Origin of the sequence: Flavobacterium hydatis (assembly GCF_000737695.1) — a bacterium.
In the GTDB taxonomy this organism is placed as follows: domain Bacteria; phylum Bacteroidota; class Bacteroidia; order Flavobacteriales; family Flavobacteriaceae; genus Flavobacterium; species Flavobacterium hydatis.
In genome coordinates, this window is sequence record NZ_JPRM01000029.1 from 18,270 (window position 1) to 44,916 (window position 26,647).

Consider the following 26,647-nt stretch of genomic DNA (forward strand, 5'->3'; position numbering starts at 1 on the left):
TTCTGTAATAAAAATTAAACTAAATATAAATTTGATTTGGTTTAGTGATGGATGTTTTAGACAGTTGTGAATTATTTTTTTAATTCAAATTCGCTAATTCTTATTTGGTAAGTTTCTTTAGCCCATCTGTCACTTGTTTCAGAACCAGCGTGTGTTCCAATATTTGAAATTTCTTTAAACACTCCATCTTTTTCAGTTTGAATTTCAGTTTTGAATTTAAAAGAGTATTTAGATCTGTTGTTCATTAAAAGCATCATATATGGAGCATCTTTTTTAGGATCCCTATCCCAAGGTATTTCTAAACAGAAACAAAATTCAATTGTTTCTTTCTCACCCTTTTTCTTAAAAACTTTAGCGCTATTCGAAGCGTCAACTATCTTGGTGTAAGGCTCAACTTTAATTACTGAATATTTAAAATCTCCAGTGCTAGTTGGAATAACCTTTACAGTAAATTTGGTTTTTATGGGAAAAGTCCATTTTTCTGTAGCTGTTGTTTGTTCTTGTTGTGCGTAAGTGCTAAAGTTAGCTATTAAAATAAGAAATATAATTACTCTCTTCATAACCTTTAATATTAATTCTTAATTCCTACTATTTACGATATAAGATTTTACAGATGTAAATATAGTACTATTTTTAGTACAATTATAAATGATATATTTATGTTATCAGATAAAAAACATTTGTTAATTATCTCATGAACTCCCGTTCCAAAAATTCACAATCAGATAAAATAGTATAATTTAAAGCTAATATACTATATGCGTTAAATTCAGATTGCATGTAGGTTTGCTTAAAAAAGTAAACTTAAAAAATGAGAAGATTTCTAAAAGTAAAGATTTGGACTTTAATGACTATTGCACTTTTTTGTGCACAACTAAATGCGCAAAAATTAGATAATTTGGTATTGAAACCACCAATGGGGTGGAATAGTTGGAATACTTTTCATACTGATATTAATGAAAAAATGGTAATGGAAACTGCCGATATCATGGTTTCCTCAGGAATGAAAGATGCTGGTTATATCTATTTGGTTCTAGATGATGGATGGATGGATGGCAATGGAAAGAGATAATCAAGGTAATCTGGTTCCTGACCCTAAAAAATTTCCTAATGGTATTAAGGTTGTTGCCGATTATATTCATGCTAAAGGATTAAAATTTGGATTATATAACTGTGCAGGAACATTAACGTGCCAGAAATATCCGGGAACACGTGGTTATGAATATCAAGATGCAAGAAACTATGCTGCTTGGGAAATTGATTTCTTAAAGTATGATTGGTGTTTTGCTACTGGTATTAATGCCAAAGAAGCTTATACAACAATGAGTACTGCCCTGAAGAAGACTGAAAGACCTATTGTATTTAGTATCTGCGAGTGGGGCGTAAACAAACCATGGGAGTGGGGCGAAGGCGTTGGGCAGTTATGGCGAACTACCGAAGATATTTATCAAATCTTTGATTCGGTTCATGATGAAGGAACTTGGAACTCACTTAGCGTGATGCATATTGCCGATCTTCAGTCTAACCTTCGTAAATATTCTGGTCCAGGACATTGGAATGATCCTGATATGCTCGAAGTTGGTAACGGAATGACCTATGATGAAGATAAAGCACACTTTTCTCTTTGGAGTATGATGGCAGCACCATTAATTGCTGGTAACGATATCCGAAAAATGTCTAAGCAAACGCTTGAGATTCTTACTAATAAAGATGTACTGGATATTGATCAGGATGAATTAGGAATACAAGGATTTAGATACCTTGATAAAGACGGATTGCAGGTTTGGTGTAAACCTCTTAAAAACGGAGATTGGGCTGTTTGCTTTATAAATCGTAAAACCGAATCTAAGTCTGTTAGTTTTGATTGGAGTAAAGAAAATATTGTAGATGCTATTTATAAATATAACTTGGATAACAAGAATGTATACAACTTATTTGATGTTTGGCGTAAAAAAAATACAGGAACAACTGCCAAAATACTAAAAGAAACTATAGAACCTCATGGAGTTTTAATGTATCGATTGAGCAAAGCATAATTTTTTCGATAAAAAACAAATAAGACAATTCTAAAAATTTTAATTCAATCAATGAATACTGCTTTTACAATAAAACAATTCGCAATTATTATACTTTGCCTTGTATCTGGTAAATCATTTGCACAACAAAATAATCGTTGGCAAATTACTACAGACGGAGCTATTTCGTGGAACATTAATAATATACCTCATGACGATCATATTGAGATGAGCGGCAAGAAAATCTCTTGTGTAATAAGATACGGAGTTGCCGCAGATAGTTCTTTTCATGCAACCCGAAGCCTTATATGGCCTATGTTAAGGACAATCCCGAACAATACACACGCAAGTCTTACTCGAAGGTTTACACAAGATCATTTAAAATTGGTAACGGTAAACAATAAGGCTATCGAGAACGAAAAAGTAGTTTCGATTATGCTTAATGGTACCTTATTAGTAAAGAGCAAAGTTGGCAAAACACTTGAGCTAACCAGACAATATTTTCCGACAACGACTCAGGCAAGTTATTGCGAAATATATACTATCAAAAACGTTTCTGGAAAAGAATATACAGTAGAAATTCCGAAATCGAATACCATTTATAATATAAATCCAATAAATGGAACTGAAGGAAGTTATACTATTCAATCTAAAGTATTAAATGAAGGTTATTACACTCTAAAACCAAATGATATAATTAGCTTTTCAGTTATCTATTTTGCAGGAAATTCGAATGAAGTATTACCCGAATTAAATCCTGAAAACGAAAAAATAAAACGTTTGGAATTGGTTAAGGAATTATCTAATAAATTGGTATTAGAAACTCCTGATACCATATTAAATACTGAATTTGCTTTTGCAAAATTAAGAGCTGCCGAAAGTATATTTGAAACCAAAGGAGGGCCAATGCATGGTCCTGGTGGAGAAGCATATTATGCCGCAATTTGGGCAAATGACGAAGCGGAGTATATTGGACCTTTTTTTCCTTTTTTAGGATATGATTACGGTAATAAAGCTTCTCTAAATGCATATCTTCATTTTGCACGATTTATTAATAAAGACTACAAACCAATACCAAGTTCTATCATTGCCGAAGGAACAGACATTTGGGATGGAGCAGGAGACAGGGGAGATGCTGCCATGATTGCTTACGGCGCTGCACGTTATGCTCTTGCAAAAGGTGATATTATCGAAGCCAAACAATTGTGGACACTGATAGAATGGTGTTTAGAATATTGTAAGTTAAAACTAAATTCCGAGGGAGTTGTTACATCAGATTCAGATGAGTTAGAAGGGCGTTTTCCTGCTGGAAAAGCAAATCTTAATACATCATCATTGTATTATGATGCGCTAAACTCAGCAATATATCTAGGAACGACTTTAGATAAAAGCGAAAAACAACTTAATGCTTATAAAACTCAGGCAAAAAACTTAAAATCAGCAATCGAAAAATATTTTGGTTCTACAATCGAAGGGTTTAAAACCTATAAATATTATAAAGAAAATGATGTCTTGCGTGCATGGATTTGTACACCATTAACAATGGGTATTTATGATCGAAAGGAAGGAACTATTGCTGCATTATTTTCTCCAAAATTATGGACTCAAGATGGTCTTGCAAGTCTTTCGGGCGATAAAACCTTTTGGGATAGATCGACTTTGTATGCTTTAAGAGGAGTTTTGGCTGCTGGTGAAACAGAAAAGGCAATCGATTTTTTACATTATTATTCTACACGTCGTTTATTAGGAGATCATGTTCCTTATCCGGTTGAAGCTTATCCCGAAGGAAATCAGCGTCATTTATCGGCAGAAAGCGGTTTGTATTGTAGAGTTTTTACCGAAGGATTATTTGGTATTCGCCCAACGAGTTTAAAAGGTTTTGACTTTACACCTCGTCTTCCGTTATCGTGGCCAGAAATGGGTTTGCGTAATATTCATGCGTTTGGTAAAGACTTTAATATTGTTGTAAAACGAGTAAACAAAAAACTAAAAGTAACTATTTCTGATGATAAAAAAGTATTACTAGAAAAGGTTATTAATGATGGAGATACAGTTAAGGTATTATTTGATAAATAGTTTATTGAAAGTCATTATATAAAGTGTTTATTTAATCTTTATTTTCAACACATAGAAACATAGATTTTAGTGCACTAAAAAAACGTTTCACTTATTTAAAATACACAAAGCTAGCTATGTGAAAGAAATGTATTTCTTTTTGTGCTCTTTTTGCACATAAAATCTATGTTTCTATGTGTTAAATAAGGCTTTATGACTGAGCAGAATAGAAGAAATAATTACACCCAACGAGTTTTATTTGCTATATATTGTGCATTATATTTCTTCTATTTTTTGAGATTATAGAAAACAATAATGTGGTAGAAATGCAATTATTATGTAATTTTGAAATAAAAGATATATGCAGACTGAAACAATTACACTCGACAAACAAGAATTTACATTATATATTCAATATCAATCTGAGGAGAACTTGCGTAAAGAGTTTAATCAACTTACAAATGAAACATGGGGATTTGATTTTGAAAATTATTATAAATCAGGATATTGGGATGATAATTGTATGATTTATTCTTTATTTCATGATAACCATATTGTTGCCCATACCACTGTAAGTACTTTTGATACAATAACTAAGAATGAGCATCTGGTTTTGGCACAATTAGGAACAGTAATGACACATCCTGATTATAAAAATAGAGGATTGTCTCGCTATTTAATGGAAAGAATTAAAGAAGACTACAAAGACAAGATAAATGGTATGTTTCTGTTTGCCAATGATTCTGTTCTAGACTTTTACCCTAAGTTTAATTTCTTACCCGTACAAGAATTTCAGGCGAGTAAACAAATAGAATTTAGAGAAAGTAGTCATCAGGTAACCAAACTAAATCTGGACAATTTAGATCAGCGTAAACTATTAGAAACTTATGTAGATAATTCAATATCAACTTCATCATTCAATACTAAAAATCGTAGTCTGACATTCTTTTATTGTTATGCTTATCCTGATTTTGGGTTTAAAGATTCGGTATATTATATCGAATCCTTAAAGACTATTGCCATTGCACAATGTGATGAAAATGTATTGACAATACTTCAACTTTATCAGTTAGAAGAACAGAATATAGAGGATATTATCTCTGCTTTGGCTACAGCCGAAATTGATACTGTTCTATTTGGGTTCAGCCCTGTAAATACAGATTTTAATTATGATATTTATAAAGAAGAAGACCTTACATTGTTTGTTTCTCCAGAATTAGAAGATATATTCAATAACCAGAGACTAATGATTCCCGTATTATCTCATACCTAATCTTAAAATTAAGGCATATCTATAATCTCAAATAAGAGATTGTGTTTTTCTCCAAGTTTTTTCTTTAGGCGTTGTTTGCTCTTTTTCACCGCATCTAATGTTATACCTAATAAACTTGCGATTTCTGAATTGCTGAATCGTAATTTTTGAAGCATTACAATTTTTAGATTAGAATCCTTTAACTCCGGAAAATCTGTCATTAAAGTATCATAAAAACTACTGTATTCTTTCTTAAATTCTTTTTTAAAAGCATTCCAGTTTTCATCTGTCATTAGGTGAGAATCTAACAATTCCTGAAGTTTTCCTTTCTCTTCTTCTAAATAATAAGATGGAGATTGTTTTATGTTTTCTAGTTCTAGTTTTAATTTAGAAACCTGAAGATTCTTATTATGCAGGTATTTAATGTGAGCATCAAGATCGAGGTTGGCATCATTAAGTTTTTTCTCGTAATTTCTTTTTTCGGTTCTATAACCCACTATTTTTTTATGATATTCCTGATTACTATTTTTTAATCTCTTTTTTAAAGTGATGAATATAGCAACAGATAATAAAATCGCCAAAACAACAATTAGTATATAAACATTATTCATCTTACTTTCCTGTTCATACTGCAATTGCGTATCCTTGACTTTGTTCTCATATTTGGCTTTCTGAACAAACCAATTTGCTTTTGTTAAAGCAGTTTTTCCATCTTTTTTAAGTAATAAATCCTCTAAATTTTTGAGTTCACGCCTTAATAATAATTCTTTTTCAGGGTTTTTCCCATTTAAGATATTCAGCTTTAATTCGATAATATCTTTTAAAGAACTAATGTAATAAGGTTTAGACAAAGCAATTTTTTCGGCTTTTTGTAATAACGTATTTGCTCTGGCCGTATCTTGTTGTTTTAAAAGAATTTTTGCCATTAAAGTTGAGGCATACATCGTATTTTTCTCGTCTTTATATTTTTCTGAATAATCAATATCCTCTTGCAAAAGCTGAAGAGCCGTTTTATAATCTCCCTTTATATCATAAATAAGCGCTTTGTCGCCCAATGCCTTTGCATAACGTATATTGTCGCCTATAGGCAAAGAAACAGCTATAGTTTTATCAAAATAATACATTGCTGTAGAGAAGTTTTTTTCTTTAAAATAATATACTCCAATAGCATTTAAAACACTGGCATATTCAGGAGAATTAGTTTTGGTATAATGCAGGGATTTCTTCAAAAATTTTACAGCCAAATCTTCATCATCAATGGTGGTCATTATCCAACCAAAAATTTTAAAAGTTTCTCCCGGAAAAATCATTTTATTAGGATTTATGCCCTCTGTGGCTTCAATCGTTTTTAATAAAGTTGGGATAAGTTTATCTATTTCTCTGTAATAATAAAGATATTTAGAATAATTCATTTGTGTCCAAACTACAAGAGCAGGGTCATTTATATCTTTTGCTTTTTGGATAGAAAGTAAGTAATAAGCATCACTCTTAGAATTTATTTTATCATAAAAACTAGAATATCCATTTGCAAGTAAGGCGTCGTACAGAATATTATATTTCTTATTAGAAGATTGTGATAAGGGAGCTAAAAACTTTTTTAATTGTACAGAATCTTTTTGGAAATCTGTTTCCTGAAGAATGATGCGTTCTATGTTTTCACGTGAATCTTGCGACGGAACAGATAGCGTTTGCGAATATGATTTGGTAAAAAAAGCAAAAATAAAAACGGCAAACAGAATCCCCGTTTTTTTTATAATGTGAGCCATGCGTAAGAAATCGTTGATTGGCTAAAATACAAAAATAAGAATCTATCATAGCCAATATATAATACAAAATAGATGTTTTATAAATGGCTATTTATAAGGTTTTTAAAGAAGAATTCATCATTTGTCCCTCATTTGTCCACCCCTTATTTTATAATAAAAATTCTTTCTAGAGTAGTTTTGCGCGCTCTTCTGTTAGCCGTTTCAGGCAATAAATAAAACTTAATTATGAAAAAAAAATACTTTGATAACGTAATATCGAAACACTCATATATTGCTATATGCATGTTTTTTATTTTACTAAACAAAGCTTCTGCACAAAAAGTATTAGACAACGATATACTTCGTTTTGGTACAGGAACAGAAAATTCTGTAAATCCTGGAGGGAACTTACAACAACCTTTTTATTACAATCCTACAACATCGTTATGGGCAAAACTAACCTATGATAATTATCCTTTTGACAATGCTTATTATATTGGCGGAGATGGTTCTAACGAATGGAATACAAACGGATCTTCATCAATTAATGCGACTTTAACAGCTCAAACGGTTGATGATTCACAGTTTATAATTACTACGTCGCCAAAAGGTTACGGTACTATAGTTTCTAAAGGAAATATTACTATAAATGGATCTTTATTAGAGGTAGAAAATACATATACATTAGAAGAAAAATCAAGCTTTATTATAATTAATGTAAAAATTAAAAATATAGGTACAGCTCCAGTAACCAATGTAAGATTTTGGTCGGGTACAAAAGATGATTTTATTGGAATTAATGACAGACCAGAAAAAACAAGGGGAAATATAGTTGGCGAAGCATTTGTACCTTTAACTGCAAGCACTGATCGGGCTAAAGCACTTAAACTTTATTCAGGAGAAGAAGGAGTTATAATTTTTTCAAATTCTAATCGTGCCAACACCATTATTCAGTCTTGTTGTCAGTGGAGCAATGTAATTTATCAAAACCCAAATACAAGTGTTATTAGTAGTGGAGTCACTGATGGTTCTTATGGCTTTTTTGTTAGATTAAATGATCTTGCTGTAGGGGAGAGCGATGAATTTAAATGGTATTACGCTGCTGGTAAAGTTGTAGTCTTAGAAGAGATAATTAAAGATATTGCTAATGCAAGTGGAGTTGTTACGGATATAAAATATACTTCGGCAAATTTTAATACTTTATCACAAACTAATGTAACAGGATATTATGTAGTCGTACCCGCTGGATCGCAAGCACCAACAATAGCTGAAATAAAAAGTGGGGTAAATTATGGAGGTGTAAATATTGTAGCTAGCGGAAGTTCGGCGCTTGTAGCCAATATACCAAAATCATATCCAATTACAGGACTCACGATTAATACTGCTTATGATTTTTATTTTGTTACAGAAGATGGTGGTTCCTCTTACTCGACAATATTTAATTCTCCATTTGCCACACCAGATTTGCTTAAGTTAACAGTAGCATCAGAAAGTAATGTTTCATGCAATGGAAAAAATGATGGTACGGCTTCGGTTACTACTACAGGAGGTACACCTACATATTCTTATTCATGGTCTCCGTCTGGCGGAAATAGTGCAACTGCAACAAATCTTAGCCCTGGAAATTATGTTGTAACAGTAACCGATATTAATAACGAAACAGCAACCCAAGATTTCACCATAACAGAACCTGATGAACTCATTGCAACTATAGATTCACAAATAAATGCCGATTGTAGTACGCATGCTAATGGAGAAGCAACTATTGCCGTAACAGGCGGAACTGGAATTTATACCTATAGTTGGAACACCACTCCGGTACAAACTACAGCCACAGCCACAGGATTATTGCCAGGAGGTTATATAGTAACTGTAACTGATGAAAAACTTTGCAGTACTACAGAAAGCGTAACTATAATTGTTGATGATAAAATAGATCCAACCGTTGTAACCCAAAATATAACTGTAGGTCTTGATGCCACAGGAAATGCTACTATTACGGCTGATGATATTGACAATGGTTCTAGTGATAATTGCGGAATTGATACAATGCTACTCGATAAAACAACCTTTGATTGCACTAATATTGGGGTAAACATCGTAACACTTACTGTTACCGATGTTAATGGAAACTCAGCATCGAAAAGGGCAACAGTAACTGTCGAGGATAAAATAGCTCCAAATGCTATAACCCAAAATATAACTGTAGGGCTTGATACTACAGGAAACGTAACTATTAACGCTACGCAAATAGACAATGGTTCTTATGATAATTGTGGTATTGATACAATGGAACTTGATAAAACAACCTTTGATTGTACTAATATTGGAGCAAATACGGTAAGGTTTACCGTTATTGATAAAAATGGAAATTTAGCTAGTAAAACAGCAACAGTAACTATCGAGGATAAAATTGATCCAAATGTTATAACCAAGAATATTACTTTAGGACTTGATGCCACAGGAAATGCTACTATTACGACTACCGATATTGATAACGGTTCTAGTGATGCTTGCGGAATCAACACAATGCTACTTGATAAAACCACTTTTGATTGTACTAATATTGGAGTAAATACGGTGAGACTTACCGTTACTGATAAAAATGGAAATTCAGCTAGTCAAACAGCAACTGTAACTATCGAGGATAAAATAGCTCCAATTGCCATGACCAAAAATATAACAGTTCCGCTAGATGCTACAGGAAATGTAACTATTAACGCTACGCAAATAGACAATGGTTCTTATGATAATTGTGGTATTGATACAATGGAACTTGATAAAACCTCTTTTGATTGTAACAATATTGGAACAAATGCGGTAATATTTATTGTAAAAGATAAAAGCGGAAATACAACCGCAAGAATGACAACTGTAACTATCGAGGATAAAATAATTCCTAATGTTATAACAAAAAATATAACTGTTCAGCTTGATGCTACAGGAAACGTAGCTATAAACACTGCGCAAATAGATAAAGGTTCTAATGATAATTGTGGTATCGCTACAATGGTACTTGATAAAACCACTTTTGATTGTACCAATATTGGACCAAATACCATAACAGTTACAGTCACAGATTTTAATAGAAATTCGGCAACTGGAACTGCCGTAGTAACTGTGGAGGATAAAATAGATCCAAATGTTATAACCAAAAATATAATTGCTCAGCTTGACGCCTCAGGGAATGCAACTATAACGACTACGGATATCGATAATGGTTCTAGTGATGCTTGCGGAATCGATACAATGCTACTCGATAAAACTACTTTTGATTGTACTAATATTGGAGCAAATACAGTGACACTTACTGTAAAAGATAAAAACGAAAATTCAGCTACAGGAACGGCAACAGTAACTGTCGAGGATAAAATAGCTCCAAATGTTATAACCAAAAATATAAGTATTCAGCTAGATGCTACAGGAAATGCAAGTATAACGACTGGCGATATCGATAACGGTTCTAGCGATGCTTGCGGAATCGATACAATCCTACTTGATAAAACTACCTTTGACTGTACTAACATTGGAGTAAATACCGTAACACTTACCGTAAAAGATAAAAACGGAAATTCAGCCAGTAAAACGGCAACAGTAACTATCGAGGATAAAATAGTTCCAAATGTTATGACAAAAAATATAATTGCTCAGCTTGATGCCACAGGAAATGCAATTATAACAGCAGCTCAAATAAATAATGGTTCTAATGATGCTTGCGGAATCTATACAATGATTCTTGATAAAACAACTTTTGATTGTACTAATATTGGAGCTAATACCGTAACACTTACTATAAAAGATAAAAATGGAAATTCAGCGACTGGAATAGCTGTAGTTACTGTAAAGGATTTGATTGCCCCAAATGTTATAATACAAAATATAACTGTCCAGCTAGATGCTACAGGAAACGCAGCAATAATTCCAGCGCTGATTAATAATGGTTCTAATGATGCTTGTGGTATCGATATGTTGGTACTCGATAAAACAGCTTTTACTTGTAGTGATATTGGAACAAATACCGTAACACTAACTGTTACAGATTTTAATAGAAATTCGGCGTCTGGAACTGCTGTAGTTACTGTAGAAGACAAAATGATTCCAAATGTAATAACACAAGATATTACAGTACAGCTCAATGTAACAGGAAATGTTACAATTACTGCCAATCAAATTAACAATGGCTCTACAGATAATTGCGCTATTGATAAAATAATGTTAGATAAAACAACTTTTGATTGTACTAATATTGGAGCAAATACAGTAAAACTTACTGTAATAGATAAATCAGGAAATAGCGGTTCAGCTACAGCAATAGTAACAATTCCGCCTATTCCAGAGCCAACATTCCTAAGTCTTACACAAGAATTTTGTTTAATAGATGCACCCACAATAAGAGATATTGAAGTATCTGATAAGACAAATGTAAAATGGTTTATTGATGCTACATCTACTCAAAGTCTTTCATTAAACACAAACATAACTAGCGGAAAATATTATGCCGCTACAAATTATGGTAATTGTTATAGTAATCGTATTCCGGTTGCAATTATTGTTAAAGACGCATTAGCTCCTACAGGTAATAATATACAGTATATATGCAAAGAAAAAGAAGCAACAATTACAGATCTTATTACAAATGAACAAGAAGTATTATGGTACGGAACTGCTACTGGAGGCGCTCCGTTATCATCGACTACAATCCTCGAAGATAAACATAAATATTACGCATCATACATAGGAGCAGAATGCGAAAGTTCAAAAAGGCTAGAAGTGGAGGTCATTATTCGTTATTGTGATGTTGTTGTCTATAACGGAATTTCTGCCAATGGCGACGGAAAAAATGATTCCTTTTTTGTTGAAGGAGCAACAACTTTTCCAGACAATAAACTAGAAATTTTTAATAGTTGGGGAAGTTTAGTCTACGAAAGTAGTCGTTACGGGCAAGACGATAATCTATTTAAAGGATTTGGTAATAAAGGATTAGGAAACGGCAATGGTTTGTTGCCATTCGGGACATATTATTATGTATTTAGCTTTACAAATCATGATAATAAGCGCATTACAAAAACAGGCTTTTTGCACTTAAATCCTTAATATATTTAAACCTAACAAACAAATGAAACTCAATTATATACTAGCTCTGGCATTTATATTTACATTTTTTTCTGCCAGAGCCCAACAAGATGCTCAGTTCTCAGATTATAAATTAAACATGTCGAGTTTTAATCCCGCTTTTGCTGGTTTCTTTGACGGAAGCGTATTGCTAATACACCGAACACAATTTGCAGGATTTGATGGAGCTCCCGAAAGTTTGAATTTAAACGTTAATATCCCGCTTACAATGAATATGGGGGCAGGACTTAACGTATCTAGTGAAAAATTAGGAGTAACCGAAGAACTAATTGTAACAGGAGATTATTCGTATACTATTTTTACAGATGAGATAAATATGCTTTCATTTGGTTTAAAAGCGGGTTTTAATATGCTTAATGTAGATTATACACGGCTCGATGTACAAAACAATAATGATTTAAGTTTTGAAAACAATATCGAAAACAGAATATCTCCAAGAATAGGAGTTGGTTTTTTATTTAATACACCCAATTGGTATATCGGATTATCTACGCCCAATTTTATTAAAGAAAGTTATGATCCTACAATAGTAGGAATAGCGGTAACAAAACCACAAATTTATTTTACAACAGGATATCAAACTGCATTAACACATGAATTATTATTTAAACCTTCAATACTAGCGAAAGAAGTTCAGGGATCGCCATTGGCAATAGATTTTGCTCTTAATTTTGAGTTTAAAGAAAAGTTTAGATTTGGGGCTTCCTACCGTTTAAACTCGGCTGTAACTGGTATAATAGGAGTTAATTTGCTACAAGATTTTCAGGCAGGATATGCGTATGATCATAACATAAACGGATTAGGAAAGTACGCCCCGTCATCACATCAATTTTATTTAAAATATACATTCAAGCAGTCTAAAAACATGCGTAGAGAATGTGGTTGTAGTTTTACAGATCCAGTAAATAATTTAGGATTTTAAAACGTATTGATCTAAAATAGAAATGTAATAATAGCCAGAAAGAATCTAGTATAAAGCCCAATCCTCAAATTGGGCTTTTTTGTGAACTTTACAAATAGTATTAAAGCAAAATTTGATTAATAAGAATTATAGTAATTTTTATATAATTTATTTTTAGTAGGCATGAATCTTTTTTTTAGCTTTGTTTGCAGAATAATTATTTATAAAACAGAAATAAATTATGGATACTAGCAAAGAACTTTTATTCTTTTTTAGTGCTTTGGGAGCTTTCAACGGGATTATACTTGGAATTTACTTCTTCTTTTTTACAAAGAAAAAGTACTTCGGGAATTATTTTCTAGGAGCACTTTTATTAGCATTAAGCATAAGAATTGCTAAATCTGTATTTATACATTTTGATCCAACTTTGCCTAAAGTATACCTTCAGATAGGACTTTCGGCATGTTTTTTTATAGGTCCGTTTTTATATTATTTTCTAAAAGCCTCGGTTAAAGAAATTCACGTAATGCCCAAATCCTGGAAATTCATACTTGTTTTCTGGGCCGTACTTATTGTAACTGTAGGGGTATTATACCCTTATAATGACTACCCAAAACTTTGGAGAAATTATTTTGTAGAGCTTATTTATTTTCAGTGGTTTGTATATATAGTTTTTGCAGGTTTTACAATTAAAGATGTACTTAAAAAGATTGTAAGCAGAAAACAAAAAGCAAATCCAGCCGAAATGTGGTTCGGGATGATTTTCCTTGGCAATACCTTGCTTTTTATCTTCTATTTTCTGGCATTAATTAATACTCCACACGTCTCTTATTTAAGCGGTTCTTTAATTTTTTCATTTATACTGTATATAATAATTTCTATACTTTTATACCGAAAAAAGACAGACGATTTATTCTTGCTTAATGCTCCAAAATATTCGGGCAAAAAAATAGATTCAGCCGAGGAAACAAGCTTGTTGAAAAAGCTGGAAAATGTAATGATAGAAAAAGAATTATACAAAAATCCGAACCTAACCTTACAAGATTTATCTAAAGAAATAAATAGTACAAGCCATCAATTATCTCAATTCTTAAACAATAATCTGGGAAAGAATTTTACCAGTTACGTTAATGAATTCAGGATAAACGAAGCTTGCAAAATTATAATATCCAATGATAAACTTACCATAGAATCTATTGGTTATGATGTAGGATTTAATTCTAAATCAACATTCTTTGCAGCATTTAAAAAACATACCGGAACAACGCCTTTAAACTATCAATTACAAGCCTAATAAGATTGAATTTAGTACTATTTTTCAAAGAATAACTAAACGTAAATTATGAGTATTGGCAAAGAAATTTTATTCTTTTTTGGAGCTTTAGGCGCTTTCAACGCAATCATTCTTAGTTTGTATTTCTTCTTTTTTACAAAGAAAAAATATTTAACTAATTATTTTCTAGGAGCATTGTTATTAGCCTTGAGCGTAAGAATAACTATTACCGTTTTTGTATATTTTAATAATGCTTTGCCCAAAACGTATCTACAAATTGGTCTTTCGGCCTGTTTATTAATTGGCCCTTTTTTGTATTATCTTCTTAAATCAGGAATTCAAGGTAATACAACTATTTCTAAATTATGGAAATGGAATCTTGTAACATGGCTTACCATTTTATTCGCCGGAGGTCTTTTATTTTCTTATGAAAATTATCCTGTTTTATGGAATGATTATTTAGTCGCAATTATTTTCTTTCAATGGTTTCTTTACCTTGTTTTATCAGGTTATGTAAGCAGAGCTATTCTATCGAAAATGATTAGCAAAAACAGTAAAGCTAATGCTGCGGAAACATGGTACGGCATAATTTATCTTGGTAATGCAATTGTATTTCTTTTCTATTTTCTTGGTTTTATCGGAGTTTCGTTTGTTTCTTGTATTACAGGATCGGTATCGTTTTCATTTATTTTATATCTGATAATTTTTATCCTTTTATACCGAAATAAGACAGACGATTTATTCTTGCTCAGCTCTCCAAAATATACAAGTAAAAAAATAGATTCTGCCGAAGAATTAGTTTTATTGGGAAAATTAGAAAATGTAATGGTAGAAAAAGAATTATATAAAAATCCAAACCTTACATTACAAGAATTATCCAAAGAAATAAATAGTACAAGCCATCAGTTGTCACAATTTTTAAATAACAATCTAGGGAAGAACTTTACCAGTTTTGTTAATGAATTTAGGATAAACGAAGCGTGCAAAATTATCACTTCCAGCAATAAACTGACTCTAGAATCTATTGGTTATGATGTAGGATTTAATTCTAAATCAACTTTCTTTACAGCATTTAAAAAACATACAGGAACAACACCTTTAAACTATCAATTGCAAGCTGCTTCATTAGCTTAATCTTATTCCTGCAAGTTCCGAACTAAGGGTGTAAAGAACTTTAGTTTTACACAAAACAATCTCAAACTTGTCATTTCGACGTAGGAGAAATCTCCGCGAGAAGCTCGCCAATTTTGGGCAAAACTGTTAGTTAATTTCTTGTGGAGATTTCTCCTACGTCGAAATGACAGTATTGTGTTTAATCTTAGCTTTTCTAAAAGAAAAAGCTCAAAAAAATACCTAACTGGTTTTATCTCTAAGATTCAGGGCTGTTAGGACAGTAAAATAGAGTATAGATTTATAAATTCGTACTCCTAATTTCTTATTGAATTACCTCATACCGCGATTTACAGTAGACTTTTGTACTTATAAAAAGTCAAATCTTAATCGCAAAATTTTATGAGAATACTAATCTTAGTTTTCATTTACATCTATTGTTTACTTATATCTTCTGTATCTGTACAAGGACAATCGATACAAATTCTATCAGGAAAAGTTGTTAATCATAACAATGAACCTATGATGGGAAATATCTCCTTGTTATCTGTTCGTGATTCGACTCTAATTAAACAGCATGATTTTTTGGATGGTATTTTTCAATTTTCAAATATCAATCAAAAGGAAGTATTGGTAAAACTTACTTCTGTAGAATTTGCCGACACATTTCACCGTATTACTTATGACGGAAAAGAAAATATAAATTTGGGTACCATACGTGTTAAAGAAAATAACAATCAGTTAAATGAAGTTGTTATAAAAAATCAAGCTTCATTGTTAAAATATAAACCTAATGGATCTATTGAGGTAAGCGTAGCTAATACATTACTTTCCACCAGTAGTTCGGTAAATGAATTATTAGACAGAGTTCCTAATGTTATAGTTTCCGAAGGTCAAATTAGTGTTTTAGGAAAAGGTGAAGCAATCATTTATTTAAACGGAATTTTAATTAGTAACGAACGTTTTGCAGCAATTCCTGTTTCGCAAATTGCAAAGATTGAAGTTATTTCTAATCCTTCTGCCAAGTATGATGCCGAAGGAAAAGCAGTAATTAATATCATTACAAAGAAAAATATGGAAAGCGGAATCATGGGAACAGCGAGCCAGCAAATTACAGTTTCGGAATTTGCAGGAACGAGTACAAATACACTGCTGGATTTTAATTATAATAAAAACAAGTGGTCTTTTATAGGTAATTATGGATTACAATTAGGGAAAGGCAGGGAACTTTTATACACAACCAGAACAAGACCTGATCCTACTGAATATATGAAATCTGAGCTTACGACAGATTGGAGACGTAGATTTAATAACTATTCTAATTTTGGATTTGGGCTACAATATACCTTTTCTGAATCAAATTATATTTCGTTTGAATATAGTGGAAATGTTGATGATTTGGGTGGAGTAGTAGCCAATAAAAATTCGATTACAACTAATAGCAGTACTAATTTTTATACCACAGATGTTGATAGAAACGATGTTCGACTCAATCAGTTTGTAAACTTAAATTATAATGCAATTACCGATCCCAGAGGATCATCGTTATTTATTGGAATGCAATTTTCTAATTACAATGGTTTTACAAGAGATTTTATGGATGAAAATGGTTTGGTTAATAGCATAAATACAGAGCGATATTTAAAAAATAATGCAGACAATACTATTAATATTATAAATACTCAAGCTGATTATTCTAAAAAAATAAGCGAAGAAACAAAGCTAGAAGCTGGTGCAAAAGTAAGTTATGCTACAATTAAGACAAGTTCTGATTTCTTGATATCTGATGACAGAAATTCTGAATTTGAATTAGACGGAGATCTTTCGAGTGATTTTAAATATGAAGAAAAAATAGGAGCAGCGTATATAAATTACAGTAGTTCGCTAGGAGAAAAATTTAATTATTCTTTGGGCGCTCGAGGCGAATGGACCAATTATGAATTAAATACAACTGCAGGAGGTAATCAGAAATTTAAGAAGAACTATGCCGACATTTTCCCTAATTTATTATTGAATATGCCTCTTTCGGACGAATTAAAGTTACATGCATCTTTTGTGTCAAGAATAACAAGACCAAGATATCAGGGACTTAATCCGTATGTTATTTATCAAGATCCATTTACAACCATAGAAGGAAATCCTCACCTAAAACCTGAAAGAACATACGCTTTTGAAATTGGTGCTACATATAAAAAGTATGATTTTAAAGTAGGCTATATGTATAAAATAGATCCTATATCAGGAGCTGCTTTGCGTGGTAATAATCCTAACAGTTATATTTTGAGATCATTAAATTTAGAAAAAGAAGATAGTTATTTTGCATCGATATCAAGATCATTTTCAAACAAATGGTGGAGTTCGACCAATACAGTAAGTATGAGTTACACAAAATCTGTAGACAACTCTTATGAATTTACACTAGGAGCTACAAAACCTCAGATTTACCTGTATACTAATAACACATTTACAATTCCTAATATGTTCAAAATTCAATTACTTGCTTGGTATTTGGGAGACAAAAGCTACGGATTGAGAGACGAAAATAGTCGCTCGACAGTGACAGTTGGAATCGAAAGAAACTTTTTAAATAATGCATTAAAACTAAATTTTTCTGCCAATGATATTTTTCGTGGATTTAATGCTTCGGGAAATTATACAGTAGGACAAACGGAGATTTATTACCACAGAACCTATACAACAAATTACTTTAAACTGATTGCAACATATAGTTTTGGAAATTCTAAAAAAACAGATTACAAGAAAAAAGAAGTGGAACAAACTGAAAACAGCAGAGCAAGATAAAATTTTAAAACAGCCTTAGATTTAATTCTAAGGCTGTTTTGTATTAATGATCAGATATTATAATATTCGATTTTGCCTTTTTAGATTTATTCATAACAAGCAATAACAATGGTAATGTTACAGCAAAAAATAGCCCTACAAGAAAAAAAGCATCTCTATAACTCAATAATGAAGATTGTTTGGTAACGATGCTTTCCATTAATTTTAAAGCCTTTAATCTGGCTTCATTATAAGCAAATCCTTTGTGTTCAAAATATTTTATATAAGCATTAATCCTATCCATTGCGATTGAATTATCGGGAGTAATTCTGGATATTAATACATTTCGGTGTGATGCATAGCGATGTACGATGTAGGTATTTATTATCGAGACTCCAAATGATCCGCCTAACTGTCGCATCATATTATTAAGAGCAGCTCCTTGCGCAATATCTTTATCATCTAGAGAAGAAACGGCAAGCATAGTTAGCGGAACCGTGAGCAAAGCCAATCCTAAGGCACGAAAAATAAGTGCCGTAGAAACTTCTGCAGCGCTAGTATTTAGAGTTATACCCGACATTCGCCAATTAAAATAAATAAAAAGAAGGAATCCTGCTGCTATAATTAGTACAGGCGAAACACCTTTTTGTAATAATGTACCACATATTTTGAGTGCTAACAATGCAAATAATGCTCCTGGAAGTAGGAGTAAACCTGTTTGATAAGGCGAAAAACTAAGTAAACGTTGCGCTACAACAGGACTTATGTATATAGAAATAAACATACCAAACCCAGTTACAAATGTTAGAATTGCAGCAATGCTTAAAGATTTACTTTTAAGCACACGAAGATTTACAACAGGTTTTTCGACTGTTAATTCCCAATATATAAAAGTTATTAATGTCATTGCTGCAACAATGGTAAGCACAACAATATATTTAGTTTCAAACCAATCTTCGACTTCACCTCTTTCTAATACCGTTTGCAAAGAACCCACACCAATTGCTAATAGAACAATTCCTGTCCAATCTACTTTAGTTACTTCGGGTTTTACAGGAGGTTCTTTTAATAGAAAGTAGCATGATATCGCAACCAGAATACCAATAGGAATGTTGATTAAGAATATCCATGGCCAGTCGTAATTTTCAGTTATATAACCTCCAAGAGTAGGACCTATTGTAGGACCAATAAATATTCCTGCACCAAATATTGCTCCCGCAGTTGACTGCTTGTCTTTAGGAAAAAGTTCAAAAACGATAACTTGAGATATTGATAATAATGCACCGCCACCAATTCCTTGCAAAAACCTGAAAAATACCAACATCCATATATTGTTTGCGTGACCACACATAAAAGAACAGAATGTAAATAAGACTACAGAACCTATATAATAATTACGTCGCCCGAGATTAGCGCTCAAAAAACTTGTAAGCGGAATAATAATGACATTGGCAATTGCGTAGGCAGTAATAACCCAAGATGTATCTTCAAGTGTTGCTCCAAGATTTCCGCTCATATGTGAGAGCGCCACATTTACAATCGATATATCTATTAATTCCATAATAGCTGCTAGAATGACTGTAATGATTAAAATTTTTCGATTAAGAGGTGTCATAAAATAAATATTAATTATACCAATCGGTATATTTTAGTTTAAAAAAAGAGGTTAGTTTTAGATTAAATAATACCGAACGGTATGTTTTTATTTTAAAAAAAAACAAGGTCGAATTTAACTATTCTAAATCCTCGATGATTTTGTTTAAAGATATCATGATGTCTGATAAGTTTTTTAGATTTCCGGTTACTTTACTAATCATTACAGCACCTTCGATTATGGCAATGATTGTTAAAGCAGTTCTTTCAGGATCGATAGATTTAGCTTTAAATTCGCCATTTGCAATACCTTGTTGGATAAAGAAAGTTAGTTTTTCTTTCCAATACGTAATTGCTTTTTCTACTCCTCGTCTTAAAACAGGGTGGGTATCGTCGGCTTCAGTTGCAGTATTAAGAATAGGGCAGCCTCCTTGAGTAATTCGTAGTTTATAATAATCAGAATATAGTCGGGGATATACCAAAAGCTTTTCTTTATAAGTACTTTCTTTTTCGATTGCTTTAGCAAAAGTATCCTGAAGTTTTTTTATGTTGTATTTAAAAGCAGCAATAGCAACTTCATCTTTATTTTCAAAATTACCATAAATACTACCTTTTGTAAGCCCAGTTGCATCTGTAATATCGTTTATAGATGTACCGCTATAGCCTTTCATGTTAAAGATAGGAGCAGTTTTCTCAATGATAAATTGTTTGGTTCTTGCAGCTTTACTCATGACTATTTTAATTTTAAAATACAAATATATACCAATCGGTATTATTTTTAATCTTTTTGGAGGTAATTTTTTTTGTACATTATTTGCTTGTGGCAAATTAACCGCAGAGTTCGCAAAGTTTTACGCAAAGGTCACAAAGTTTCTCCTCGATGCTGTCATTCTGAGCGGAGTCGAAGAATCACTAGAAATCGAGTGACTTACTTGTGGCAAATTAACCGCAGAGTTCACAAAGTTTTACGCAAAGGTCGCAAAGTTTCTCCTCGATGCTTTCATTCTGAGCGGAGTAGAAGAATCACAAGAAACTCCATAATCTTTGTCGAGCTACTCGCGGAGACCCTTCCTGCGTCAGGGTGACAAGATTGTGGTTTGTAGCTTTAAATTAACCGCAGAGTTCGCAAAGTTTTGGAATAACTTTAATTCTTTTAATCTGTGGCAAAAAAAGAAGCACGCAGATACTGCAGATTTTTTATTTGTGTAAATTCGTGTAATTCGTGGCAAAAAAGACTTAAACACAAGCACACAACCTTAGTACCTTAGTCCCTCAGAACCTTAGCAACTTTAAATGAATCACGAATCAAGCCAGTTCTTGAAATTATTAATTTCTTTTTTACTCAAAATAATCGGATCTGTGTCTGGCATAGAAATGTTTAATAACAATTCGATTTTCTGACTAGAATGTTTAATAATTTCCTGAATATGATTTCGGTTCAGAATGTATTTTCTATTTACTTTAAAGAAAAGAATAGAGTCTAATTTGTTTATTAAATCCTTAAGATTGCTATTATAATAGTAGCTATTGCCTGAATTTGTATAAATAAAAAGATGCTTTCCTGTGGCATAAAAATAAGAGATTGTTCTATCGTTTATAGATATAAGTTTATCTCTGTGGTTTACCAAAAAGTGATGCTGAACGCTAGTTTGATTCTCAATTGTAACAAGCGATTCAACAATTGGGTTAGGATTAAATGTTTCTTTTATATTTTTATATTTAGCTAAAGCTTCTAATAATTCTTCCTCTTCGTATGGTTTAAGGAGATAATCTATTGTAAAATGTTTAAAAACTTTAACGGCATAAGAATCGTAAGCCGTTATAAAAATAACAGGGCATGAAATAGTCGCTTTCTCAAAAATATCAAGACTCTTACCGTCTCCCAGATGAATATCCATGAAAGCAAGATCTACGACGTTTTTCTCAAAAAAAGCAACCGCATCTTTTACAGACTTCAATAAAGTTATCTCACTTATAGTAATAATACTTTGCTGTTCCAGAATAGATTTCAGATAGCTTGAAGCAAGATATTCGTCTTCAATAATAACTATTTTCATTTCTCCTTTTTTTTGCAAAGTTAAAAAAAAAAGCTCCGTTAAAAACGGAGCTAATTAATTTACAATTCTGGATTATTCAATCGCGCATCTAATGGGAAAGGCAACGTATATCTTGGATCATTTTTGATCAAAGTATACGTTTTGTTACTCAATGTATGTTCGATTTGTTTTTGAGTAGTTCTTCTTAAATCAAACCAACGGTGTCCCTCAATGGCAAACTCACGTTGTCTTTCCTGATATACAAAATCAAGAAGTTCTGTTTGGTTCATAGCACTAATCTTTGTGCTCAATTGAGCGTAACCTGTGGTATTATAGCGGTTCTTAATAAAATTTAATATAGTTGTTCTTGCTGTTGCAAGATCATTTAATTGTACAGAAGCTTCTGCTTTTGTTAAATACAATTCAGAAGTTCTAAATGTATTTTTTTGGTATAATTCACCACCTTTTAAAAATATAAATCCGCTTCCGCTTACTTTATAGTACAATTTAAAACGCAAGTCATTTACTTTGTCGTATGCATTTGTTAAGGTTGGAGCTGGATAAGCAGATCTTTTTAGTTTATTCTCAAATGTATTTTCAAGAGCCATTATAGATTCCTTAGTATCATAATTGTTTGGCAAAATAGGAGTAGCATTTAAGTCAACTAATGAATTGTTAATAGACATTCCTCTGTCTGCCGCTTGTAAAGCTTTATCCCATTGTTTTTGGTACAAATAGATACGAGATTCCATTGCGTACAATGCTGCTTTAGAAAAACGATAGTTTAGTCCTTTAGCCTGAGTATCCAAGTTAAGCAATTTTTTAGCTTCTTCTTTATCCGATAAGATTTGACCATAAATAATTTCCACACTTTGTGGTATATACGCTTGTTCTAAATCTATTTCTAATGCCAATGGAACACCTCTTTCAGAACTAGCAGTTGCTGGGTCATATTGTTTTGCAAATAGGTTAATCAAGTCAAAGTAAGCAAGCGCTCTTAATGCGTATGCTTCACCAACCAACTGATTTTTTTCTGGTGACGGACCTAGTTTAGCACTAGCTTCATTAATAATTACATTGGTATAAAAAATACAATTATATAATCCTGCATACGGAAATCTTGTAGCAATAAGATCCGGATTTGCATCATTCCACATATAGTTATCTTTGTAGAATACTAAATCATTGGTTTCTTCTTCAAGAAGCACTTCATCACCTCTTAAAGAAGTTAGTGATTTATGGGTAGGAAAAGTAGCGTATCCTTTAGTAAGAACAGCTCTAAAATCAGTAAGTGTTTCAGGAATTACTTTCCCTACGGGCTTTACATCTAGGTAATCATCGCAGCTTGTAGCTACTATCGCAGCTACAAAAAGGAATAGGTATTTTGATATGTTTTTCATCTTAAATTAATTAAAAAGTTATGTTACATCCTAATGTTATTGATTTAGGAATAGGCTGAGCATAGATGTTTCCATAAGTCTCCGGATCAAAATATCCTTTATAATCAGAGCTGATAACAAATAAGTTTCTTCCTTCAATACTGAATCTTAGATTATCAAAAAACATTTTTTCGATTGCTTTTTTAGGCAAAGTATATCCTAAACGTAAACTACTTAATCTCATATAACTCATTTCACGTACCCAAGTATCTAAAAATTTATTGGTATTTATTGAGTTTGCTCCAGCATACCATTTGTAAGCCATCCAAGAGTCGCCAGTACCAGTTTCATTCCCAACAATTCCTGGTAAGTTTGATCCTGTGTTAGTAGGTGACCATGCATTTAGAATATCAGTAGAGAAGTTTCTTCCACGATCTACCGCTGTTCCATTGTACGGAGGTGTTTCTACAACTGTTTGTTTAATATTAAAAGTGGTAGCAACTGTAATATCAAAATCATGAATTTTGAAAGTATTAGTAAGACCACCCGTAAACTTAGGATCTAAATCTCCAGCATAAGTAAATAAATCTCTTATTTCTTTAGTATCAAGTTTAGATTGTGCAAACTCTCCAGGTATAACATCAGCTAAAGCATCGTACAGTTGGAAGAATGTTTGGGTATTAACTGTTTCTCCATTTTTATTTACAAACAATGGGTAACCATTCTCATCAATTCCATTTGTTTTTAAAGCAAATAAAGCTCTTACAGGGTATCCTTCTATTGATGGTGTAAGTTGATTTTCTCTAATTTGCATACGATCTACGTTGCTCTTATTGTGTGAGAAATTAATATTAGTTGTCCATTTAAAATTTGGATGATCAATATTTTTCGTTGCCAATGCAATCTCAAATCCTTTATTAGTCACTTGTGCCCAGTTTAGGGTAGTGAACTCAAAACCATTTTCTACAGGAAGTGATTGAATACCGATTAAATCACTACTTTTTCTTCCGTATACATCAGTAACGATACTAATACGGTTATTGAATAATCCCAGATCCATACCAAAATTGGTATTTTCTGTTTTTTCCCATCTTAATTTATCATTTGGAGGGCTTAATATCGCAATACTTGGCTCAGTTTGCCCTGGCAAAATAGTTTCGATTTTATATTCTCCTACTACAAATGGCGATGTTCCTTTGTCTATATTCCCTTGTAATCCGTAAGAAGCACGTAATCTTAAGTTAGATACAGTTTCATTACCTTTTAAGAAATCTTCTTCAGATACTAACCAAGAACCAGAAGCTGCCCAAAGTGGTAAGTATTTGTATTTTGGATCTACACCAAATAAGTCAGAACCATCATAACGTACACTTCCGAAGAATGTATATTTTCTGTCGTATGTATAAGATGCTGTTGCAAAAAACGAAGCAAATGCATTTTCATTTTTAGACTTTTTATAACCTCTATAAACAGGTTCGTCTGCAAGATCGGCGCTTGGGAAAATTATCTCGATAGAAGTTAACGTTTTAGGATCATATCCAAACGCTTTAGTTGCAATACTAGTATTGTAATTTCTTCTTAATTCACTACCTGCCATAAGTTCCAACTCGTGTTTTTCATTGAAAACAGTAGAGTAGTTTAACATCGTTTTCCAGTTGTATTGAAAAAAGTCAGTATTTGTATTTTGGATAATTCCACCTTCAGGAAGAAAGTAAGCCGGCTTACCATTATTAAAACGTAGAGTTTTTTCTCTTTCTTTTCTTGTAAAATAGGTGTTTTTGTCAGCAAATTTCTCACTTGCAGTATTGTCAAATTGTAAACCAATCTGAGTACTTGCTTTTAAGCCTTTTGTAATTCTGTAATCTACATCAAGAATAGCTTTAATGGCTCTGTTCTTTAATTCGTAAGAGGAGTTTTCTCTTTCTTCGATAAAGTTAAACGGTACATAAACATCAGAATAACCACTAATATCTTTGTCATATCTATAAGATCCATCAGCATTATATGGAGTTAAATATGGGTTTACTGTTCTTGAGTAATTAGCAGGATTTGTAAAACCATCCGTATCTGTTATGTATGATTTTGTTTTGCTTTCAGAACCAAATAAACCAATACCAATGTTTAACTTATCAGTAACTTCAAAGTTGTTTTTTAAAGTAATATTATATCTATCGTAACCAGTTCCTACTGTAGTTCCTTGTTCGTTATAAGCTCCCAAAGAGAAGTAATAATCAGATTTTTCGCCTCCACCAGAGAAACTTAAACCATATTGTGTATTTACAGCACTTCGGTATAATAAATCACCCCAGTTTGTGTTACTGTTTCTTAAGTTATTAATAGAGTTTTGTGTAGCTGAAGACAACGCCGAAAAACCCCCCGTTCTATAAGCCCCTAATTCATTAGACTGTTTTAGTATACGAGAAATTTCTCCGCCACTGTCTCTATAAGTTAAGTCTGATCTGCTGGCTAAACCTAGTTCAAAATCTACTTTTTGAGAAGCATCTAAAAGATTTAATTTAGAAAAATCTGGTTTCATAGTAACAAAAGTATTTGCTATGAAATTTACTTTCATGTTACCTTTTTTACCTTTTTTGGTAGTAACAACAATTACTCCGTTTGCAGCTCTTGCTCCGTAAATTGCGGTAGCAGCAGCATCTTTTAATATCGTAATGTCTTTAATATCGTCAGGGTTTAATCCAGCGATAGAAAAATTATTTAATTCGTCGATATTGTCTTTATCAAAGTTTTTAGGAACATCATTGCTCTCTAATGGTAAACCATCTAATACCCATAACGGATCTTGTGAACCTGAAAGTGATGCTGTACCACGAACTCTAATTTTGGCAATAGCACCAGGAGCACCAGTATTTTGAGTTACTGCTACACCCGCAACCTGACCTACTAATAATTGATCTAAACTTGCAACTCCGGCTTGTTGTATATCGGCCATATTAACTTTTGCAACAGCAGAAGTCAATTTTCTTTTTTCAATTTTTTGGTATCCAGTTACAACAACCTCTTTAAGTTCGCTTAAGTCTGGTTTTAAAGAAATATTATAGCTTTTTTGAGCCGTAATATTAATAGTATACGATTGATATCCCATAAAGGTTACACGTACACTTGTAGTATTGGTAGATATTTTTAATTCAAAATTACCGTCAAAATCTGTGATAGTACCTATACTAGCACTTTCGATAACACTTTTCTGGTTTGTACTATTAGATACTGAGCTGTTTTCAACATAAACAGTCGCACCCGGAATTGGTAGTTTGTCTTGGTAATCAATTACCTTTCCTGTAATCGTTCGAGTTTCCTGAGAATACCCGACAACCGTCAGGAACAAAGTCAAGATGTAAAATAATTTTTTCATTTCT

Annotated in this window: 16 protein-coding genes; 9 read left to right on the forward strand and 7 right to left on the reverse strand. The window is 32.3% G+C overall.

Translation table 11 applies throughout. From position 1 onward, the window contains the following. Positions 1-71: 71 nt before the first annotated feature. On the reverse strand, positions 72-560 hold the full coding sequence (locus tag IW20_RS17545; RefSeq protein ID WP_035625294.1) for a hypothetical protein: 489 nt from the start codon (positions 558-560) through the stop codon (positions 72-74). A 251-nt stretch (positions 561-811) separates the two neighbouring features. Here IW20_RS17545 and IW20_RS26870 point away from each other — a divergent pair, with 251 nt between their 5' ends. From IW20_RS26870 to IW20_RS17560, 4 genes are all read left to right on the forward strand, one after another. Further along, a complete protein-coding gene (locus tag IW20_RS26870) occupies positions 812-1,072 on the forward strand; it encodes a hypothetical protein (RefSeq protein WP_243397484.1) in 261 nt (86 codons plus the stop codon). Continuing rightward, positions 1,038-2,036, forward strand: a complete 999-nt coding sequence (locus IW20_RS26875) for a glycoside hydrolase family 27 protein (protein WP_243397483.1) — start codon at positions 1,038-1,040, stop codon at positions 2,034-2,036. The genes IW20_RS26870 and IW20_RS26875 overlap by 35 nt, the downstream gene beginning before the upstream one ends. 51 nt (positions 2,037-2,087) lie before the next feature. Next, entirely contained in the window at positions 2,088-4,091 is a 2,004-nt protein-coding gene (locus tag IW20_RS17555) for a glucosidase family protein (protein ID WP_035625297.1), read from the forward strand. Between the two features lie 340 nt (positions 4,092-4,431). After that, complete coding sequence (locus tag IW20_RS17560; RefSeq protein ID WP_035625299.1) at positions 4,432-5,343, forward strand: GNAT family N-acetyltransferase; 912 nt, start codon at positions 4,432-4,434, stop codon at positions 5,341-5,343. A gap of 8 nt (positions 5,344-5,351) precedes the next feature. On the opposite strand, the gene IW20_RS17565 is transcribed toward IW20_RS17560, so the two are convergent. Next, entirely contained in the window at positions 5,352-7,088 is a 1,737-nt protein-coding gene (locus IW20_RS17565) for a tetratricopeptide repeat protein (RefSeq protein WP_035625302.1), read from the reverse strand. Between the two features lie 225 nt (positions 7,089-7,313). Here IW20_RS17565 and IW20_RS17570 point away from each other — a divergent pair, with 225 nt between their 5' ends. The 5 genes from IW20_RS17570 to IW20_RS17590 all read left to right on the forward strand — a co-directional run bounded on the left by IW20_RS17570 (position 7,314) and on the right by IW20_RS17590 (position 18,286). Beyond that, complete coding sequence (locus tag IW20_RS17570) at positions 7,314-12,161, forward strand: T9SS type B sorting domain-containing protein (protein ID WP_081912507.1); 4,848 nt, start codon at positions 7,314-7,316, stop codon at positions 12,159-12,161. Positions 12,162-12,183: 22 nt separating this feature from the next. Next, on the forward strand, positions 12,184-13,122 hold the full coding sequence (locus IW20_RS17575) for a PorP/SprF family type IX secretion system membrane protein (protein WP_051885872.1): 939 nt from the start codon (positions 12,184-12,186) through the stop codon (positions 13,120-13,122). 220 nt (positions 13,123-13,342) lie between these two features. Continuing rightward, positions 13,343-14,395 (forward strand): helix-turn-helix domain-containing protein, encoded by a 1,053-nt coding sequence (locus IW20_RS17580; protein WP_035625308.1) that lies wholly within the window; start codon positions 13,343-13,345, stop codon positions 14,393-14,395. Between the two features lie 48 nt (positions 14,396-14,443). Then, positions 14,444-15,508, forward strand: a complete 1,065-nt coding sequence (locus IW20_RS17585) for a helix-turn-helix domain-containing protein (protein ID WP_035625311.1) — start codon at positions 14,444-14,446, stop codon at positions 15,506-15,508. Between the two features lie 378 nt (positions 15,509-15,886). Further along, positions 15,887-18,286: a TonB-dependent receptor domain-containing protein gene (locus tag IW20_RS17590; RefSeq protein ID WP_035625313.1), complete on the forward strand. Its 2,400-nt coding sequence runs from the start codon at positions 15,887-15,889 to the stop codon at positions 18,284-18,286. A 43-nt stretch (positions 18,287-18,329) separates the two neighbouring features. On the opposite strand, the gene IW20_RS17595 is transcribed toward IW20_RS17590, so the two are convergent. From IW20_RS17595 to IW20_RS17620, 5 genes are all read right to left on the reverse strand, one after another. Then, the gene (locus IW20_RS17595) at positions 18,330-19,880 is read right to left on the reverse strand and encodes a DHA2 family efflux MFS transporter permease subunit (RefSeq protein ID WP_035625317.1); all 1,551 of its coding nucleotides are present in this window, start codon (positions 19,878-19,880) and stop codon (positions 18,330-18,332) included. Between the two features lie 118 nt (positions 19,881-19,998). Beyond that, on the reverse strand, positions 19,999-20,589 hold the full coding sequence (locus tag IW20_RS17600) for a TetR/AcrR family transcriptional regulator (protein ID WP_035625320.1): 591 nt from the start codon (positions 20,587-20,589) through the stop codon (positions 19,999-20,001). Positions 20,590-21,156: 567 nt separating this feature from the next. Beyond that, the gene (locus IW20_RS17610; RefSeq protein ID WP_035625324.1) at positions 21,157-21,915 is read right to left on the reverse strand and encodes a LytR/AlgR family response regulator transcription factor; all 759 of its coding nucleotides are present in this window, start codon (positions 21,913-21,915) and stop codon (positions 21,157-21,159) included. A gap of 59 nt (positions 21,916-21,974) precedes the next feature. Continuing rightward, a complete protein-coding gene (locus tag IW20_RS17615) occupies positions 21,975-23,294 on the reverse strand; it encodes a RagB/SusD family nutrient uptake outer membrane protein (protein ID WP_035625327.1) in 1,320 nt (439 codons plus the stop codon). A 10-nt stretch (positions 23,295-23,304) separates the two neighbouring features. After that, entirely contained in the window at positions 23,305-26,643 is a 3,339-nt protein-coding gene (locus tag IW20_RS17620) for a SusC/RagA family TonB-linked outer membrane protein (protein ID WP_035625330.1), read from the reverse strand. Between the last annotated feature and the right edge of the window lie 4 nt (positions 26,644-26,647).

Excerpts from the sequence above, each read along its gene's own strand:
- IW20_RS17585 (WP_035625311.1), top strand. The coding sequence starts at position 14,444 with ATGAGTATTGGCAAAGAAATTTTATTCTTTTTTGGAGCTTTAGGCGCT.
- IW20_RS17595 (WP_035625317.1), bottom strand. The coding sequence starts at position 19,880 with ATGACACCTCTTAATCGAAAAATTTTAATCATTACAGTCATTCTAGCA.
- IW20_RS17545 (WP_035625294.1), bottom strand. The coding sequence starts at position 560 with ATGAAGAGAGTAATTATATTTCTTATTTTAATAGCTAACTTTAGCACT.
- IW20_RS17555 (WP_035625297.1), top strand. The coding sequence starts at position 2,088 with ATGAATACTGCTTTTACAATAAAACAATTCGCAATTATTATACTTTGC.
- IW20_RS17565 (WP_035625302.1), bottom strand. The coding sequence starts at position 7,088 with ATGGCTCACATTATAAAAAAAACGGGGATTCTGTTTGCCGTTTTTATT.
- IW20_RS17570 (WP_081912507.1), top strand. The coding sequence starts at position 7,314 with ATGAAAAAAAAATACTTTGATAACGTAATATCGAAACACTCATATATT.
- IW20_RS17590 (WP_035625313.1), top strand. The coding sequence starts at position 15,887 with ATGAGAATACTAATCTTAGTTTTCATTTACATCTATTGTTTACTTATA.
- IW20_RS17600 (WP_035625320.1), bottom strand. The coding sequence starts at position 20,589 with ATGAGTAAAGCTGCAAGAACCAAACAATTTATCATTGAGAAAACTGCT.
- IW20_RS17615 (WP_035625327.1), bottom strand. The coding sequence starts at position 23,294 with ATGAAAAACATATCAAAATACCTATTCCTTTTTGTAGCTGCGATAGTA.
- IW20_RS17620 (WP_035625330.1), bottom strand. The coding sequence starts at position 26,643 with ATGAAAAAATTATTTTACATCTTGACTTTGTTCCTGACGGTTGTCGGG.
- IW20_RS26875 (WP_243397483.1), top strand. The coding sequence starts at position 1,038 with ATGATGGATGGATGGATGGCAATGGAAAGAGATAATCAAGGTAATCTG.
- IW20_RS17610 (WP_035625324.1), bottom strand. The coding sequence starts at position 21,915 with ATGAAAATAGTTATTATTGAAGACGAATATCTTGCTTCAAGCTATCTG.
- IW20_RS17575 (WP_051885872.1), top strand. The coding sequence starts at position 12,184 with ATGAAACTCAATTATATACTAGCTCTGGCATTTATATTTACATTTTTT.
- IW20_RS17580 (WP_035625308.1), top strand. The coding sequence starts at position 13,343 with ATGGATACTAGCAAAGAACTTTTATTCTTTTTTAGTGCTTTGGGAGCT.
- IW20_RS17560 (WP_035625299.1), top strand. The coding sequence starts at position 4,432 with ATGCAGACTGAAACAATTACACTCGACAAACAAGAATTTACATTATAT.
- IW20_RS26870 (WP_243397484.1), top strand. The coding sequence starts at position 812 with ATGAGAAGATTTCTAAAAGTAAAGATTTGGACTTTAATGACTATTGCA.